This is a genomic window from Sphingomonas tagetis (assembly GCF_024211275.1).
Lineage (GTDB): Bacteria > Pseudomonadota > Alphaproteobacteria > Sphingomonadales > Sphingomonadaceae > Sphingomonas > Sphingomonas tagetis.
Genome location: NZ_JAMLDX010000035.1, coordinates 1 through 14159, shown reverse-complemented (window position 1 = coordinate 14159; position 14159 = coordinate 1). Strand labels below are relative to the sequence as shown.

Here is a 14159-nt window from a genome sequence, read left to right as displayed (position 1 = left end):
CTTCGCCAGCGGTGAGGCGTTCCAGCTGACCCGATGGCGGTGTCCCGCGAGGGAACGCAGGGACGGACGATCTGCGAAGGTTATCAGATGGGCTGCCAAGCCCGCTTCGAGTCAATGCAACGTCCGGCCTTGTGAGACCCGATACAGCACCACCGACCCTCAGGCCGGCGAGTGCGGACAGATCCTTGAGACCCTCAAGGGACAACCGCCAAGCGGATGCAAATTACAGATCCTGAGCCTAGGAGATCGATGGGCCGCTGCGGCCGCGGCCGAGTGTCCAGCTGATGCCGTCGCCACGTTGCAGGCGTTCGACGTAGCGGCCGGCATGGCGTTCGAATACCGGGCGCCATGGCACCAGCGTAAACTCGTGCGACTTCTCGATGACGCCAAACCGCTTGTCGCCGACCAGTACCGACCGCGCATAGCGTCCGATCGAGTGCTTCCCGTCGTGCTCGGCAAACGCCAGCACGGTCTCGGCGCTGATACACGGTCAACATTGGTCCGTCTCCGGCCGACAGCTTCTGGAGGCGAAAATGAAATAGCTGCCCTGCGTCGGCGAGTGATGTCTCACCGAAAGAGGGTCGGTTGTGGCAAGTCATGACCTGACGGATCGGATTCCGGATCGCTTGGCGGTGCCCAGTTGGCTTTGAAGCGTACTCGCTAAATGATAGCGATGCGATCGCGAACCTCATGCTGTCGGATTACGAACCGGCCGACCGCTGCTCGATGATGCAGGCGGCATCGCCATCGCGCTCGAACTCCCGGCCTTGCTGCTGCTCTATTTCCTCGTGACGGGCGGGCGGCGCTGCGAACCGCAGGACCGCATAGCCGGCGATAGCCGAGGCGATCGAGCCCAGCAGCACGCCGATCTTCGCTTCCTCGACAAGGTCGGCGTTCCTGGGAAAGGCCAGCGCTCCGATGAATAGGCTCATCGTGAAGCCGATCCCGCAAAGCAGCGACACGCCGTAGATCTGGAGCCACGTGGCGCCCCGTAGGCGCGTGCTCAGCCCGAAACGCACGCAGAGCAGGATTGCGCCAAAGATTCCCAGCTGCTTGCCGACGAACAAACCGGCAGCGATGCCGAGCGGCAGCGGAGCAAGGACATCGGAAATTGCGATGCCGGTGAGCGCGACACCGGCATTGGCGAAGCCGAAGATCGGGACGATGACGAACGCGACGATGGGCGATAGCGCATGCTCGAGCCGGTGGAGCGGCGATTCCGCCGAATCCGGGGCACCCGGTGTTGCCTTTAGCGGGATCATCGCGGCGGCGAGCACCCCTGCGACGGTGGCGTGCACGCCGGATAGCAGCACGGCGTACCAGAGGAGCGCAGCGAGCAGGAGATAGATGGGGAGCGCCCGGACCGCTGTTCGACCAAGTATCCACATGACCAGCAGTATTGCGCCCGCAGCACTCAACGCGACCAAGTCGATCGCGGCAGTGTAGAAGAATGCTATAATCGCGACGGCGCCGAGATCGTCGACGATCGCTACCGTAGTCAGGAAAAGCTTGAGAGAGGCCGGCGCTCTGCTGCCGAGCAGGGCGAGGACGCCGATCGCAAAAGCAATGTCAGTGGCGGCGGGGACTGCCCAGCCGCTGCGCAGGATCGGGTCGCCGCCCGCTGCCATCAGGTAGATCAACGCTGGAACGGCCATGCCAGCGCCCGCCGCGATGGCCGGAAGCGTGCGACGCGACCAGGTAGAGAGGCGCCCGTCGATGAACTCGCGCTTGATCTCGAGCCCGACGAGCAGGAAGAATACCGCCATCAGCCCGTCGTTGATCCACAGGTGCGGCGTCATCGGACCGAGCTTGGACGTCAACGCCGGGCTGACCGGAAGATGCAGCAAATCGTGATAGTCGTGCGCGAACGGCGAGTTTGCGACGAGCATCGCAAGCGCGGCGGCGCCCATCAGGAGAATGCCACCGGCTGCCTCGCTCGTGAGGAAGGCACGCGATGCCGACGTGCGCGATTTGGCGTTTGTCGCTGGGGTCATAGAGGCTGCCTAGCGGGTGTAACCGCCAATGGGAACTTGCGTGGATACTTTGTCCGCCGAGCTTTTTCGGCCTCGCGAATTGAACCGGACAGACGCGGCCGCGCACCTTATTCTCGATCTGAATGAAGAGGCGGGTGGGTGGCGCATGATCGGATCATGGACGAGTATATCGTCGCCGCGGCGAGAGCGGGCGACGGCAAGACACGGGCGCTTCTGGTCCATCGCTGGCACAAGCGGCTGCTGGCTCACGCCTTGCGGCTGACCGGCGATATTGAAAGCGCGCGCGACGTGGTCCAGGAGAGCTGGATCGAGATCCTCCGCGGGTTGAACCGGTTGCGCGATGACCGTGCTTTTCCTGCTTGGACATATCGCATCGTGACCCGCCGCTGCGCAAGGGCGATCGGCACGCTATCGCGGGCACGAGCAACCGAACAGGCGCTAGCGGCGGAAGCGGAGCCAGGGGCTGTCGAGATATCGACAGACGCGAGTGAGGTGGAGCGGTTGCGCGCCGCGATCCGCGCGCTGCCGCCCGGCCAACGCGCCGCGATCGCGTTGTTCCATTTCGAGGAATTGAGCGTCGCTGAGATCGCGGTCGCTCTCGACGTTCCGGCGGGCACGGTGAAGACCCGCCTGATGTATGCCCGGCGCAAGTTGCGCGCCGCGTTGGAAGGAGAAGCATGATGCGTAACGTGGACGAACTGATGGACCAGGCGCTCGACGCCGAGGAGCGCGAGCTGCTGAGCAGCATCGGCGACGAGCCCGGCTTCGTCGAGCGTGCGATGGGGCTGTTCGGCGCCGGCACGGGATGGATGGTTGCCTTCATGATGGCAGGCCAGACCTTGCTTTTCCTCACTGGCGTGTGGGCGGCCTGGGGTTTCTTCGAGGCCGACCATCCGGTCACCCAGCTGCGTTGGGGCCTACCGGCGGCAGTGCTGCTGCTCGCGTCGCTCGCGGTTAAGCTCGCGGTAGCAGCCCCGATCCATACCAATCAGATCATGCGCGAACTCAAGCGGATCGAGCTGCAAATCGCGCTTGGCGCGAGGCGCTAAGCGACCTGTGCCGGAGCGTGCGGATGCGCCGCGTCGATGTATGACGACTCACGACATGTGTGGAGCGGTCGTTTGTGGTAGCCCTTTGGGTAGAAAATGCGGGCGCTGGATGCCATGGCGTGGTTATTGATGCGTTAGCGTCGCCACTCCGCCAACATCTCACCGTCTGCATCTTCAAACGCCGCGCGGCTAATTTCCACCGCGGCGAGGCAAACCGGCGGAAGATGATCAGCCTCATTCCAGCAGCGGATGGGCTCGCGATCGGCGAAGCCAACCACGCGGCCGCTCAATGCCAGTCGATAGGCTGCGCCCTCACCGGGCGCGCTTTCGACCTTGATCGTAGCCGCATAGGGTCGCGTTCCGCGCTGGATCGTCCTGGGTGCATCGGACGTAAAGAGCTCAACGATCCCCATAGTGGGCCTGGTTTCGCCCGTCGCGTCGGTTGATTTGCGCTTCGGACAGTCTTCCGACCTGGTCCACGCTCGCTCGATCCAGAACCCTTCCACGGCATCAACCTGTTGATCACCGGTGACCGACGCGAGCCACTCCGGCAGTTCGGCAAACTGGTTCCTCGCGCTGAGCTTGAGCGAGCCTCTCTCGGCATCAAAGGCCCATTCCGCCCATTGCGAGCCAGGCTCGGCCGCCTCTTCCACACAGCCGATCGGCAACCGAATCTCGAAAGACCGGCCGATCAGCGCGCGATTCTGCTCAGGCAATGGCTGACCGGCAGCGGTCGCATCGGCTGCGGCGGAAGCAGCGGCGAGCAATCCGGCCCGGTCGAGCGGCAGGAGGGGCGCAGGGGGCGGCGGGATGGCGCTAGTCTCGTTCGCACTGACGACCGCCTCATTCCCCGGCGTCCCGGCGGGCGGGCCGCAGCCGGCGGCCAGCGCCGACGCGAGGAGAGCAGCGATGCCCCAAGCGCCGCCACGGGGCACCCCGTTGGGGTCTGCGGGACTCATTCAGGCACCTTAGCAGAGCGATAAGGATAGTCGACCTATGCCATCGTCTGGAGTCGGACCCCAGCCGATTGGCGGTGATCGCAAACACAAACGACACGGCAGTGCCTGCTTAGGGGGTATCGATAATCAGCATTTCCGCGAACTGCTTGGCCTTAATTCTCAGCAGAGGCTCATCTGCGACCGCCGCGCCTTCAAGCTGGTCGATCGCTATGCCATTTACGGCGAGCTGCCCTTTCAACGAAAGAATATACACGTGTCGTCCCGGAAACGGGGCATATTCGAGCGTGCCGCCAGTCGGCACCCGGGCCGCGGACAGCCGAGCCGGCGCGTGCAGCACCATCGCGGGACGGTCTTCAAGCAGACCGCTCGCAAACAGTATAAGCTCCCCATTTTGGTCCTGTCCGGGAAACTTGACGGTCTTGCGTTGCGCGCGTTCTCCGGGATCATCGCACCTTATACGGATTTCGATATATTCCGCAGTGCGCGCAGACGGGTTCACGTCGGCGTGCGTGATGCCAGGACCTGGTGAGATGAGTTCGACCTCCCCGGCCAACGTACGGCAGTTTCCACCCATGCTTCCCGAGTGAGCGATTGCGCCCTTGCGGACGATCAAAACCTGTTCGACGCCATCGATCGGTTGTGGCCGCAATCCGGCATGCGGCGCCAATGTGACGTGGTTGAGGACAGACAGCAACCCCCACCCTTCGCGGCCGAGCGCGTGGTAGCCGGCAAAGCAGAAATGGTGGAGTGCCTCCACTCCCGCCCTGCAGGTCGATCCCAGCGAAGCGCGCTGTCTGGCCTCTATCACGCCTCGCCAGTTCCTTCGGGCGTGACCAGCCGATAGCCAACCCCCGGCTCGGTCAGGATCAGCCTGGGGTCAGCGGAATCCTCCTCGATCTTCTGGCGAAGCAGCCCGATGTAAACTCGAAGATACTGGCTGTCGGCACCCTCCGGACCCCAGCCCACCGCGAGTAGGCGTTTGTGGGTCACAACTTGCCCGGCGCTTAGCGCGAGCGCGACAAGCAGGTCATGTTCCTTCGGCGAAAGGCGGACCGCTTCGCCGCCGACGGTCACGCGCCGCTCGCCGAAGTCGATATGAAGCGGCCCTCCGCTATAGGCTGGAGGCTGATGCAGGAGGCTCGAACTACGGCGCAGCGCAGCGCGGATGCGCGCCATCAGTTCGCCGATCTCGAATGGCTTGTTGACATAATCGTCCGCGCCTTCGTCCAGCGCGGCGACCTTCTCACCTTCCTGATGGCGGGCCGAGATTACGATGATCGGCGCGCGGCTGGTTACGCGAATATTGCGGATGACATCTTTGCCGTCGATGTCGGGAAGTCCCAGGTCGAGGAGAATGATGTCGGGTTGCTCCGCCCCTGCGCGCCAGATTGCGGAAGCACCGTCACCGGCGGTCGTCACTCGATAGCCGGCAGCCCCGAGCACGGGTTCGAGCACCGCGACCAGGGACGGTTCGTCGTCGATCAACAGGATATGCGTCACTGGCCGTCCTCCGGGATAGCGGGCAGCGAAATCACGATCTGCGTTCCGGCATTGCCAACGCCAGGTACACGCGCTTCGATCGTGCCACCGACCGCCTCGACAAAGCCCTTGGCGATCGCAAGGCCGAGGCCGCTGCCTCGCGGCGCGGCCTCAGCGCGCGAGACTCGGTGAAACCGGGTGAACACTCGTTCCAGATCGCCGGGCGGAATGCCGATTCCCTCGTCCGCGATCGTGACGACGCAATGATCCTGCACATGATCGATCGTGACGATGATCGAGCTTCCGTCAGTGCTGTAGCGGATCGCATTGTCGAGCACGTTGAGAAGGACCAGCTCGAACAGGGCGGCATTGGCATTCACCAGGGCGTCCGTTTCGCCGCAGCGTTGGATCGGACGGTTGCCGGCGCGCGGACGAATGCGCTTGATCGCAGCGCCCACCATTTCGGCGACGCTCAGCGTCTGCAGACCCGCCAGGCCACCGCCCGCCTCCAGGCGGCTCATCTCCAGCAGATTGGCGGTGTAGCGGTTCAGTCGCTCGCATTCCTCAACGATGCTGCGGAGCAAGCCAGCGGATGTCGACGCATCCAGCTGGTCTCGATAGGTAATCAGACTGGATGCCGACGCGCTGATCGCCGTTAGCGGCGTCCTGAAGTCGTGGCTGACGGAGCTGAGGAGCGCGGTCTTCAGCTCTTCCGCTCGCGCAGAAGCACGGCTTTCAGCAATCGTCTCGGAAAACGTCGCGCGCTCGAGCGCCAATGCGATCATGTTGCCAAGCGCATCGACGAAGGTGGGGTCGAGCTTATCGGAATGGGACATCTCGACGATCATCACGCCTAAGTTCCCCTCGCTGCCCTTGAGGCAACGGGACATGCGTCCATCCTCCTCACGTGTCGGCGAGTCAGCGGCGAGAGTCCGCTCGGCGAGCGCATGTCGGTCCGGGTCGTGCGGCGGTGCATCGAGCGGGTTCAACCCGTCGGACGTTTGCCGGTAAATCGAGATTTTCGCTCCAACGATATGATAGGCTGCCTTGGCGACCGCCATGACCACATCCTGTTGCCGAACAGCCGCCTGAAGCGTGCGGCTGAGTTCGAGCAAATTCTCCAGCTGCAGATTGCTCCGTCGTGCCGCCTTCGCATGGTCCTTGAGCCGTCCCGCAAGCACGCCGGCGACCAGGCCGCAGAGATTAAAGATGATGAGCGGCGCAATGTCCCGGCTGCTGGCAAGACGGAAGCTGAACGCCGGATCGGTCAGAAAGAAATTGTAGAAGAGGAAGGCGACGAACGATGCCCCCAGCGCGGCAATCACGCCACCCAACGCACCGGCAATGGTGATGCCCAGCACGAAGATCAGTGCTGCAGCGACCGGGCCGATAAGTATCTTTGCCGCCAATGCAGCCAGCGCCGACAGGGTCAGTACAAGCGCGGTAACCAGCGCCTGCTGAATAGCCGGGTGCAGTTGACGCTTCCGCACCTTTATTAGGGATTCTTCGACGGTCATCGACGACAAGCTCATCCCGATGCTGGTCCACGACGGCGAAGCCTCTCCGGGCAGGATGGTTTCGCCGTCGTGGTGGGTCAGGAGCGCGCCCTTCCTGATAACCAAGGTCAACAGGATGGCCCGGCTACCGCGCGCTCTCAGAAATCGGCATAGTGCCCTGGGTGCGCAGGTCCATGCATATAAATGCTATAGTAACGCACCGTTGGCTTTCGTTCTACGGCCTCTCCTGTCCGCACCGGACGGTCAAGGCGCGTCAATGTTCGACTTTCTGCCTCGCATTCCCTTCGTCGTCGCGCTCGACGCTTGTGTCGATGGCGGCCTGCCGCAGGCTGAGCTTGTTCAAGCCTTTGACCGTGCATTCGGAACAGAATTCATGGTGCGATGCGACGGGGTGAGGTCGCCTATCGTAGATGATCGAGCCTTCCATGTCCTCTGACCGGGAAATCTCGGCATTTATCCGTGCGACGTTCCGCTCGGTATGGGCGCTCGAATTGCTCTGCTATCTGCGCAAACATCGTGACCGTCCGCTCTTGCCCGACGAAATCGTTGTCGGGTTGCGTGCAAGCGACCTCGTCGTCCAGCAAAGCATCGACGCGCTGCTGGCGGCCGGCCTCGTAGCGGTCGATTCGACCGGAGCCGTTGGCTATCGCCCCGCCAACGAAGACCTCGATCGCGCCGCCTGCGCTGCAGAGGCGCTTTACGCCCGCAGTCCCGATGCCGTGCGTCGATTGATTGTCGCCGCAGCAAATTCGGATATCACAAAATTCGCCGACTCGTTCCGGCTAAGGAAGGACTGACGTGGCCGCTCTTTTACCCACATTAGTCTATGTCCTGTGCTTTGTGACGAGCGCGCTTTGCGCCCTGCTGCTCGCGCGCAACTATTTGCGCACTTCGGCCCGACTCCTGCTCTGGAGCGCGCTTTGCTTCGGCCTGATGGCGGCCGCAAACCTGCTCATGGTCATAGACCTGGTGGTCGTTCCGGCGGCTGATCTTCGCGCACCGCGCTACCTGCTTTGGGCGGCAGCCGTGGCGCTTTTGCTGTTCGGTTTCGTCTGGGACCTTGAGGACTGAACCGATGATGCTCGACTTTCTGTCCGGCGTAATCGCCATGGGGTGCTTCGTTGCCGGGTTGTTCTTCCTGCGATTCTGGAAGAAGACGCGGGAGCGGCTGTTCCTTGCCTTCGCCTTCGCATTCTGGCTGCTGGCCCTGGCCCAAACACTCCTCGCAGTGACCGACTTTCCGATCGAGGAACGCGGCTGGCTCTATTTCCCGAGACTGGTGGCTTTCGTGCTGATCCTCATCTCGATCTGGTGGAAGAACCGGCGGCCGGCATGAACGACGGGTTGTCGATCCTATGACGCGGCTGGTAACTGCCCAGGCACCGATTGCCGTCCCGCCCGAGCCTGCCGCTTATGACCGCGCTAGAATGGGAAGAACCAGGGGATGGCGGCAACGGCAACGATCCAGGTGATGATGTTTAGCGGCAGCCCGATCTTGACGAAATCAAGATAGCGATAGCCGCCCATCTGATAGACGAGGACATTGGTCTGATAGCCAAAAGGGGTCGCAAAAGCGGCGCTTCCGGCAATCATCACTGCGACCAGGAACGGTCGCGCGCTGACGCCAAGACTTTCAGCAAGGGCAACCGCGATCGGCGTGACCAGCACCGCCACCGTGGCATTGGACAGCAACTCGGTCAGCAGCATGGTCGCGCCGTACAGCAGGATGAGCGCGACCAGTGGTCCAAATATGCCGACCGAGCCGATCAGTCGATCGGTCGCAGCCGCGGCGAGCCCGGTCTGCTCTAGCGCGATGCCAAGCACGACCATCCCAGCGATCAGAAGGAGTATCTCGGGTCGCAGTCCTCCATACGCCTCCTCTGGCGCAATCACGCGAATGAGGATGAGGAGCACGGCACCGGCAAACGCCGCCGCTGCGATCGGCGCGATATTCAGCGCGGCGATCGTAACGACTCCCAGGAATACCAGCACGGAAGCGACTGCCTTGAGCGGCGCCAAGGGGCGTTCCACGGCGAAGTCGCTCGGGTCCCCAATCGAGTCTCCCGCAATATCGACATGCGTGACATGGTGCTGAATCGTGCGTTGCGCCCCTGAATTCGAGGATCCCTTGAGCAACCCTGCGAATGCAAGCAGATAGAGTCCGCCAGCGAGCGCCACGATCAGGCCGACCGGAGTGATCTCGAAGATCCCGAATGGCGGCTGGCCCGACGAGCGCGCCATGTTATCGACGAGGAGGTTGGTCGAGGTGCCAATCAGCGTGCAGCATCCGCCGAGAACAGCCACGTAGGATAGCGGCATCAAGAACTGCTTCGCGTCAAGCTTGAGCGAATTTGCGACATCGCGCACCACCGGTGCCGACAACACGACGATCGGCGTGTTGTTGAGGAACGCGGAAGCGCCCCCGCACAGTCCGATCAGGATCCAGAGTCCGAGAGCGCCCGTTCGCCGGCAGACCGCGACCGCGCGACGGATCAAAAGGTTCAACAGACCCGAAAGCTCCATTGCGTGGGCGATCACGAACAACGACGCGAGCGTGACGATCGCAGGGCTGCCGAACGCGCTCTGGACTTCACTCGGCCGAACCGCGCCACTCAGCAACAGCACAGCGGCACCAGCAAGGGCAACGACATCTGCGCGAATCTTGTCCCAGATAAGAGCCCCAACAACGGCGGCCAGGACCAGCAAAGTAACGATTTGTTCGGCAGTCATGAGCAGAAGCTTATCACATCCTCGGCAACTGCGCCGATGGCTTGGGCTCGGCAGAGCGCGCAGGCGAATGGCAGCGTCGAATCGCCAAGAAGATAAGCGCGAATGGTCGAAACAGGGGCGCGTTTCCGACCCAAGCGAGAGTTCAGTTCGTCGAATCGCAGCAGGCACATGGCCGTGTGGCCTTTTTGCCGTGGACGAAAGTGAGGCTCACAGCGCCCAAGTTGCTGCCGTATGAGGCGGAACCGGCGACCTTAGGGGAGCATCTCAAGAAGCGACGGCTGACTAGCGGCCTCCTCCAGCGCAAGGTCGCGAAACTTCTCGGGGTAAGCCACACGTCGGTACTCGATTGGGAAGCGGGCAAGGAGCCGCATGTCCGGATGTATCCAGCGATTATAGCGTTCCTCGGCTATGAGCCTTGGCCGAAGCCGGAATGAACCGCCCCGGATTTGCCGGCCGCTCCAACTCATCACAGAGGGTTGACGCATGTCGCCTTGGAGAAGGATATTCGGAACCGGGTGAGGGTTCGCGCCATTGCGTTCCACAGGTAGCGCAATGGCAATGGCAATGGCCATAGCGATCGCGCTCGTTCCGGCCTTGCGCCATGGGGATCGCCAAGCACCTCCATTGCATCTGTTTGGTTTGGTCGTGCTGCTGAGACGCTCGGCCTCGTCGTTCAGCCCAGGGCTCGACAGAATTACACTGGCACCGGCAGTGCCCCGCCCAAGATCGGCGAGCCAATCCGGAATTTGATCAGGCGGCTGAGCCAGGCCGATTTCGTCGTTCAGGCCTCGCAACTTTTTTCAACGTCCACTCTTCCCAAATCGGTCATCAATTCCAGCTAGGCAGGCAATCGGGAGGAACGATCGTGACGCAGCCCAAGACAATTGCGCCTGAGGTAATCGCCTGCATCGCAGAGGGTCGCTATCCTACCGTTGGCGAACTCATTCGCGTTGCGGATCGCATCCGGTCCGACCTTGCGTTATCTTGGCCCTCATTTGGTCGATCCGCGAAAAGGAGCAATTACGAGCGACTGCTGAGCCTCAAGGCCGCGCAGGCTGCCCTTGCGGGCTTTGATCCGACCGCAGCCTAACCGCCGGACCGGCGGATTGCCTCGCCGCCACGCGGGCTGCAGGGTATCTCGCCCGGGATCGTGCTCGTCGCGCACCGTGACAAGCCATTTCCGCATGGCGGAGAATCCAGGGCGACCCGTGCCAGCTCCCCCGTAAGATGCTAGGGGTGCCTAGCTGTCCTTCGTCGACGCGCGTGTTTTCCGCACGTTCCGCCGGGGACGACCGACCGATACACGCGCCTTGGAGCGACCATGACTATCGCTTGTCGCGAGATGTCCAGAGGCCACTCTTAATGGGAGGTAGGCCAGGATCACTTTCGTTCAGGCTCCATGCCTTGTCTGCATGCCGCTCAGCCTTCAAAATGTGACGATCACTTACTTCCGCCGCGCGCCTTGCAAGTTTGCGCTCTTGGCGCTCGCCAGCCTGGGACCCAGCGATGCGTGTCTTGAGACTGTCCATAACCAGCTCCTCAGCTAGACAACCCAAGCCGAGGCCATCCGTTCCCAAATGTTATCGGCCACAAACGCATCCAGAGTGCGACGGCTGAGAAGAAGGCGGTTGGGCATCGGTCGTAGCGGGTGGCGACGCGGCGCCAGTCCTTGAGGCGGCCGAACATATCTCGATGCGGCTCCGACGTCTGTAGCGGCGTTTGTCGTATCTGATCGGCTCGTTGCGTGTTTTCCGGCCCGGGATGCAGTCTTGTGCGATCACGTGACAGGGTAAGCCGATGATCGATACGAACGCTTCTATCGATCATGAATAGCGCAAAACCTGATCGATAGAGATTTCAGGCGTATATGCACTTAAGCGCATAAAGCAGCTTTATGTCATATACGGCATATTGACATTTTATGCGATTTTTAGCATAAACGGTGTATGAAGCATCTCGTCCGCACCGCTAAGCAAATGGGTGAAGCGATTGCTCGCGAGCGTCGGGCGCGTGGTCTTACACAGGCTCAATTAGCCGACAAGGCGGGGCTCCGACAGGAAGCCATCTCGAAGATTGAGGGCGGAAATCCCGGCACGCGGTTTGATCGGATTTCCAAGATCCTCGCGGCTCTGGACCTTGAATTCACCCTTGGGCCGCGAACGAAAGGTTCGCCGCAAGATATTGAGAGCATCTTCTGATGGGGCGCCGTCCCACTCGCACGCCGCTCAATATCTTCCTCAACGACCGCCATGTGGGCGTGCTCATTCGCGCGTCGAACGGTGCGATCGAGTTCGCTTATGATGAGGCGTGGCTGGCGTGGGAGCACGCCATGCCGATCTCTCTCTCCCTTCCCCTAGGCACACGTCGCTTTGTCGGTGCTCCCGTCATGGCCGTGTTCGAAAACCTGCTGCCGGACTCCGATCAGATACGACAGCGCTTGGCTGCGCGTGTCGGCGCGCGCGGAACGGACGCCTTTAGTCTGCTGGAGCGCGTCGGACACGATTGTGTAGGCGCGTTGCAGTTCCTGCCGGGCGAGGAACAACCCAGTTCGACCGGGACGATCGACGGCGCGACGCTTGATGACAGTGACATCGAAGCGTTGCTGGGAAATCTCTTCCGTGCTCCGTTGGGCGTAGACCGCGACGTGGACGAGCATTTCCGCATCTCTCTTGCCGGTGCTCAGGAGAAGACGGCGCTGCTTTGGCACGAGGGCCGTTGGATTCGTCCACACGGCACCACGCCCACGACACACATCCTGAAACCGGAGATTGCCATTCCGCGAGGCGGAATCGGCTTGGCCGACAGCGTCGAGAACGAATTCTATTGCATGAGGTTGATGCAGGCATTGGGTTTCCCGACCGCGCATTGCGAGATAACCACTTTCGGCACGCTAAAGGCGCTCGTCGTCGAGCGGTTCGATCGGGTTTGGACGCGTGACAAACGCCTCATTCGACTTCCGCAGGAAGATTGCTGCCAGGCTCTCTCTGTCCCACCGACGATGAAATATCAGGCCGATGGGGGACCGGGCATCACGCAAATCTTGAACCTGCTCACCGGCAGCAACGATCCCATTGTCGATCGCCTGACCTTTTTCCGTGCGCAAGTCGTCTTTTGGCTGCTGGGCGCGACTGACGGGCACGCGAAGAACTTCAGCCTGTTCCTTCGTCCCGAAGGCGCTTTTCAGCCTACACCGCTGTACGACGTGTTGAGCGTGCAACCGATGGTCGATGCCGGACGGATCGGCCGCAATGCGTTCAAACTGTCGATGGCGGTTGGCAACAGCAGGAAATACCGACTGAACGAGATCCATGGGCGTCACTTTGTGGAGACCGGAAAGGCATGTGGCCTTCCCCTGCGCCTGATCAATCAAGCCTTGGATGAGCTGCCCGTTCAGATCGCGGCCGCGATAGACGCCGTGAATGCGCAACTACCCACCGATTTTCCACCCAAGCTCGTGGAAAGCATTTCGGGTGGCGCTCGCAGCCGCGCGGACAGGCTCGCCGTAGGGGAGTCGGATTTCCCCTGACAGTTGGCCCTACCTAAATCCTTAAAAGCTCAATTATCCCACAAGACCTCACGTTACAAAAATGTGGGATAATCATTCAGGCCATGTCAGAACAGCCTTTCGATGCGCCGCACCCGGTCGATCAGCACCAGTCCGAAATAGCGGCTGTCGACCCCGTACGGATGGTACAAGGCGAACCACCGGTGCGCCTTGGTATTCAGACTGAATTGGCGGTCCATCGGGCGCGGATGGAAGCCTGGCCGGTCAACGGCTCCTATTCGTTTATCGAGAACAACCTCAACGACAGCAGCTCGACGCCGTCGATCGACACCTGGAACGCAGAGTCTAGCCCCGGATGGGAGCCAATCGGGTTCGAGACAATGATGGATGGCAGTGTGATCCGCTTCTATAAGATGATCGGCGGTATCGACCCCGCCTTTGCCGCCGTGGCCGATTATCCGGACGGTAATAATTCCGCGTTCGCGATCGAGACCGCTTGATTGGCGCCGGTGTCGCTGCTGGACGGGCTTTCGGGGCCTCGAGCAGGAATTCGGAACTCGCGAAGCAGTAAGATGAATGGCGGCTTTAGGGACTGTCGACCGAGGCGCCGGTTGTCCGAAATTAGGGCGCAACGCCGACGCACCGCTTCGCTTCAACTTCCTCAGATTCCTCTGACTGGACTGCACCGCTATTTTGTAAGGATAGCTGCCACGACCGCGATACGGTCGACAGTATCATATGCGGAAGACGCAAGCTCCTCACCAAACACGTCCGGATCGATTTCCCGGTAGCGCAGATCGCAGCCGAGTTTTCCAAGCGCCTCCCGCAGCGCATCGCGCCCGTCGACGATGGCACTGCCGGTGTACAGGATGAGCTTTCCGCCGGGCGCGAGCCGCTCGACTGCCATCTGCGCCATATCGAGCGAC

18 protein-coding genes and 2 pseudogenes are annotated in these 14159 nt (G+C 61.7%); 10 read left to right on the top strand and 10 right to left on the bottom strand.

What is annotated here, in order from left to right:
* Positions 1-238: 238 nt before the first annotated feature.
* Positions 239-484 (bottom strand): DUF3363 domain-containing protein, encoded by a 246-nt coding sequence (locus M9978_RS22635; RefSeq protein ID WP_367305147.1) that lies wholly within the window; start codon positions 482-484, stop codon positions 239-241.
* A 217-nt stretch (positions 485-701) separates the two neighbouring features.
* Positions 702-1994 (bottom strand): Na+/H+ antiporter NhaA, encoded by a 1293-nt coding sequence (gene nhaA, locus M9978_RS22630; protein WP_254297379.1) that lies wholly within the window; start codon positions 1992-1994, stop codon positions 702-704.
* 156 nt (positions 1995-2150) lie between these two features.
* On the opposite strand from nhaA, the gene M9978_RS22625 reads away from it, so the two are divergent.
* Complete coding sequence (locus M9978_RS22625; RefSeq protein WP_302054188.1) at positions 2151-2675, top strand: RNA polymerase sigma factor; 525 nt, start codon at positions 2151-2153, stop codon at positions 2673-2675.
* Entirely contained in the window at positions 2675-3043 is a 369-nt protein-coding gene (locus tag M9978_RS22620) for a DUF6768 family protein (protein ID WP_254297375.1), read from the top strand. The genes M9978_RS22625 and M9978_RS22620 overlap by 1 nt, the downstream gene beginning before the upstream one ends.
* Before the next feature lie 134 nt (positions 3044-3177).
* Here the strand turns inward: M9978_RS22620 and M9978_RS22615 are convergent, their stop codons facing one another.
* The 4 genes from M9978_RS22615 to M9978_RS22600 all read right to left on the bottom strand — a co-directional run bounded on the left by M9978_RS22615 (position 3178) and on the right by M9978_RS22600 (position 7109).
* The gene (locus M9978_RS22615; RefSeq protein ID WP_254297373.1) at positions 3178-4002 is read right to left on the bottom strand and encodes a hypothetical protein; all 825 of its coding nucleotides are present in this window, start codon (positions 4000-4002) and stop codon (positions 3178-3180) included.
* Positions 4003-4111: 109 nt separating this feature from the next.
* Positions 4112-4759, bottom strand: coding sequence for a pirin family protein (locus tag M9978_RS22610; RefSeq protein WP_254297371.1), 648 nt, complete (start codon positions 4757-4759; stop codon positions 4112-4114).
* A gap of 47 nt (positions 4760-4806) precedes the next feature.
* Positions 4807-5502 (bottom strand): response regulator transcription factor, encoded by a 696-nt coding sequence (locus M9978_RS22605; RefSeq protein WP_254297369.1) that lies wholly within the window; start codon positions 5500-5502, stop codon positions 4807-4809.
* Entirely contained in the window at positions 5499-7109 is a 1611-nt protein-coding gene (locus M9978_RS22600; protein WP_254297367.1) for a sensor histidine kinase, read from the bottom strand. The genes M9978_RS22605 and M9978_RS22600 overlap by 4 nt, the downstream gene beginning before the upstream one ends.
* A 145-nt stretch (positions 7110-7254) precedes the next feature.
* Between M9978_RS22600 and M9978_RS22595 the strand changes: the two genes are divergently transcribed.
* The 4 genes from M9978_RS22595 to M9978_RS22580 are packed head-to-tail and all read left to right on the top strand — an operon-like array spanning position 7255 to position 8334.
* A complete protein-coding gene (locus M9978_RS22595; protein WP_254297365.1) occupies positions 7255-7434 on the top strand; it encodes a hypothetical protein in 180 nt (59 codons plus the stop codon).
* Positions 7409-7795, top strand: coding sequence for a hypothetical protein (locus M9978_RS22590; protein ID WP_254297363.1), 387 nt, complete (start codon positions 7409-7411; stop codon positions 7793-7795). The genes M9978_RS22595 and M9978_RS22590 overlap by 26 nt, the downstream gene beginning before the upstream one ends.
* Position 7796: 1 nt before the next feature.
* The gene (locus M9978_RS22585) at positions 7797-8069 is read left to right on the top strand and encodes a DUF5985 family protein (protein WP_254297361.1); all 273 of its coding nucleotides are present in this window, start codon (positions 7797-7799) and stop codon (positions 8067-8069) included.
* Positions 8070-8073: 4 nt separating this feature from the next.
* A complete protein-coding gene (locus tag M9978_RS22580) occupies positions 8074-8334 on the top strand; it encodes a DUF5985 family protein (RefSeq protein ID WP_254297359.1) in 261 nt (86 codons plus the stop codon).
* An 86-nt stretch (positions 8335-8420) separates the two neighbouring features.
* On the opposite strand, the gene M9978_RS22575 is transcribed toward M9978_RS22580, so the two are convergent.
* Positions 8421-9728, bottom strand: coding sequence for an SLC13 family permease (locus M9978_RS22575; RefSeq protein ID WP_254297357.1), 1308 nt, complete (start codon positions 9726-9728; stop codon positions 8421-8423).
* 176 nt (positions 9729-9904) lie between these two features.
* On the opposite strand from M9978_RS22575, the gene M9978_RS23495 reads away from it, so the two are divergent.
* Positions 9905-10162 carry a helix-turn-helix domain-containing protein gene (locus tag M9978_RS23495; RefSeq protein WP_367305146.1) on the top strand — a complete coding sequence of 86 codons (258 nt, stop codon included), beginning with the start codon at positions 9905-9907 and terminating at the stop codon, positions 10160-10162.
* A gap of 1105 nt (positions 10163-11267) precedes the next feature.
* Here M9978_RS23495 and M9978_RS22570 read toward each other — a convergent pair.
* Positions 11268-11494, bottom strand: a pseudogene (locus M9978_RS22570) (hypothetical protein); the annotation flags it as partial.
* Positions 11495-11674: 180 nt separating this feature from the next.
* Here M9978_RS22570 and M9978_RS22565 point away from each other — a divergent pair.
* Together M9978_RS22565 and M9978_RS22560 are read left to right on the top strand one after the other, a co-directional pair.
* Complete coding sequence (locus M9978_RS22565; protein WP_254297355.1) at positions 11675-11926, top strand: helix-turn-helix domain-containing protein; 252 nt, start codon at positions 11675-11677, stop codon at positions 11924-11926.
* Positions 11926-13254 carry a type II toxin-antitoxin system HipA family toxin gene (locus M9978_RS22560; protein WP_254297353.1) on the top strand — a complete coding sequence of 443 codons (1329 nt, stop codon included), beginning with the start codon at positions 11926-11928 and terminating at the stop codon, positions 13252-13254. The genes M9978_RS22565 and M9978_RS22560 overlap by 1 nt, the downstream gene beginning before the upstream one ends.
* A gap of 86 nt (positions 13255-13340) precedes the next feature.
* Here the strand turns inward: M9978_RS22560 and M9978_RS23235 are convergent, their stop codons facing one another.
* A complete protein-coding gene (locus M9978_RS23235; RefSeq protein WP_302054185.1) occupies positions 13341-13472 on the bottom strand; it encodes a hypothetical protein in 132 nt (43 codons plus the stop codon).
* A gap of 9 nt (positions 13473-13481) precedes the next feature.
* On the opposite strand from M9978_RS23235, the gene M9978_RS22555 reads away from it, so the two are divergent.
* A complete protein-coding gene (locus M9978_RS22555) occupies positions 13482-13733 on the top strand; it encodes a hypothetical protein (RefSeq protein ID WP_254297351.1) in 252 nt (83 codons plus the stop codon).
* Between the two features lie 188 nt (positions 13734-13921).
* Here the strand turns inward: M9978_RS22555 and M9978_RS22550 are convergent.
* Positions 13922-14159 (bottom strand): annotated as a pseudogene (locus M9978_RS22550) (methyltransferase); the annotation flags it as partial.

Coding starts and splice junctions, on each gene's coding strand:
- nhaA (WP_254297379.1), bottom strand. CDS start 1,994: ATGACCCCAGCGACAAACGCCAAATCGCGCACGTCGGCATCGCGTGCC.
- M9978_RS22625 (WP_302054188.1), top strand. CDS start 2,151: ATGGACGAGTATATCGTCGCCGCGGCGAGAGCGGGCGACGGCAAGACA.
- M9978_RS22620 (WP_254297375.1), top strand. CDS start 2,675: ATGCGTAACGTGGACGAACTGATGGACCAGGCGCTCGACGCCGAGGAG.
- M9978_RS22615 (WP_254297373.1), bottom strand. CDS start 4,002: ATGAGTCCCGCAGACCCCAACGGGGTGCCCCGTGGCGGCGCTTGGGGC.
- M9978_RS22595 (WP_254297365.1), top strand. CDS start 7,255: ATGTTCGACTTTCTGCCTCGCATTCCCTTCGTCGTCGCGCTCGACGCT.
- M9978_RS22590 (WP_254297363.1), top strand. CDS start 7,409: ATGATCGAGCCTTCCATGTCCTCTGACCGGGAAATCTCGGCATTTATC.
- M9978_RS22580 (WP_254297359.1), top strand. CDS start 8,074: ATGATGCTCGACTTTCTGTCCGGCGTAATCGCCATGGGGTGCTTCGTT.
- M9978_RS22575 (WP_254297357.1), bottom strand. CDS start 9,728: ATGACTGCCGAACAAATCGTTACTTTGCTGGTCCTGGCCGCCGTTGTT.
- M9978_RS22565 (WP_254297355.1), top strand. CDS start 11,675: ATGAAGCATCTCGTCCGCACCGCTAAGCAAATGGGTGAAGCGATTGCT.
- M9978_RS22560 (WP_254297353.1), top strand. CDS start 11,926: ATGGGGCGCCGTCCCACTCGCACGCCGCTCAATATCTTCCTCAACGAC.
- M9978_RS23235 (WP_302054185.1), bottom strand. CDS start 13,472: ATGGACCGCCAATTCAGTCTGAATACCAAGGCGCACCGGTGGTTCGCC.
- M9978_RS22555 (WP_254297351.1), top strand. CDS start 13,482: ATGGAAGCCTGGCCGGTCAACGGCTCCTATTCGTTTATCGAGAACAAC.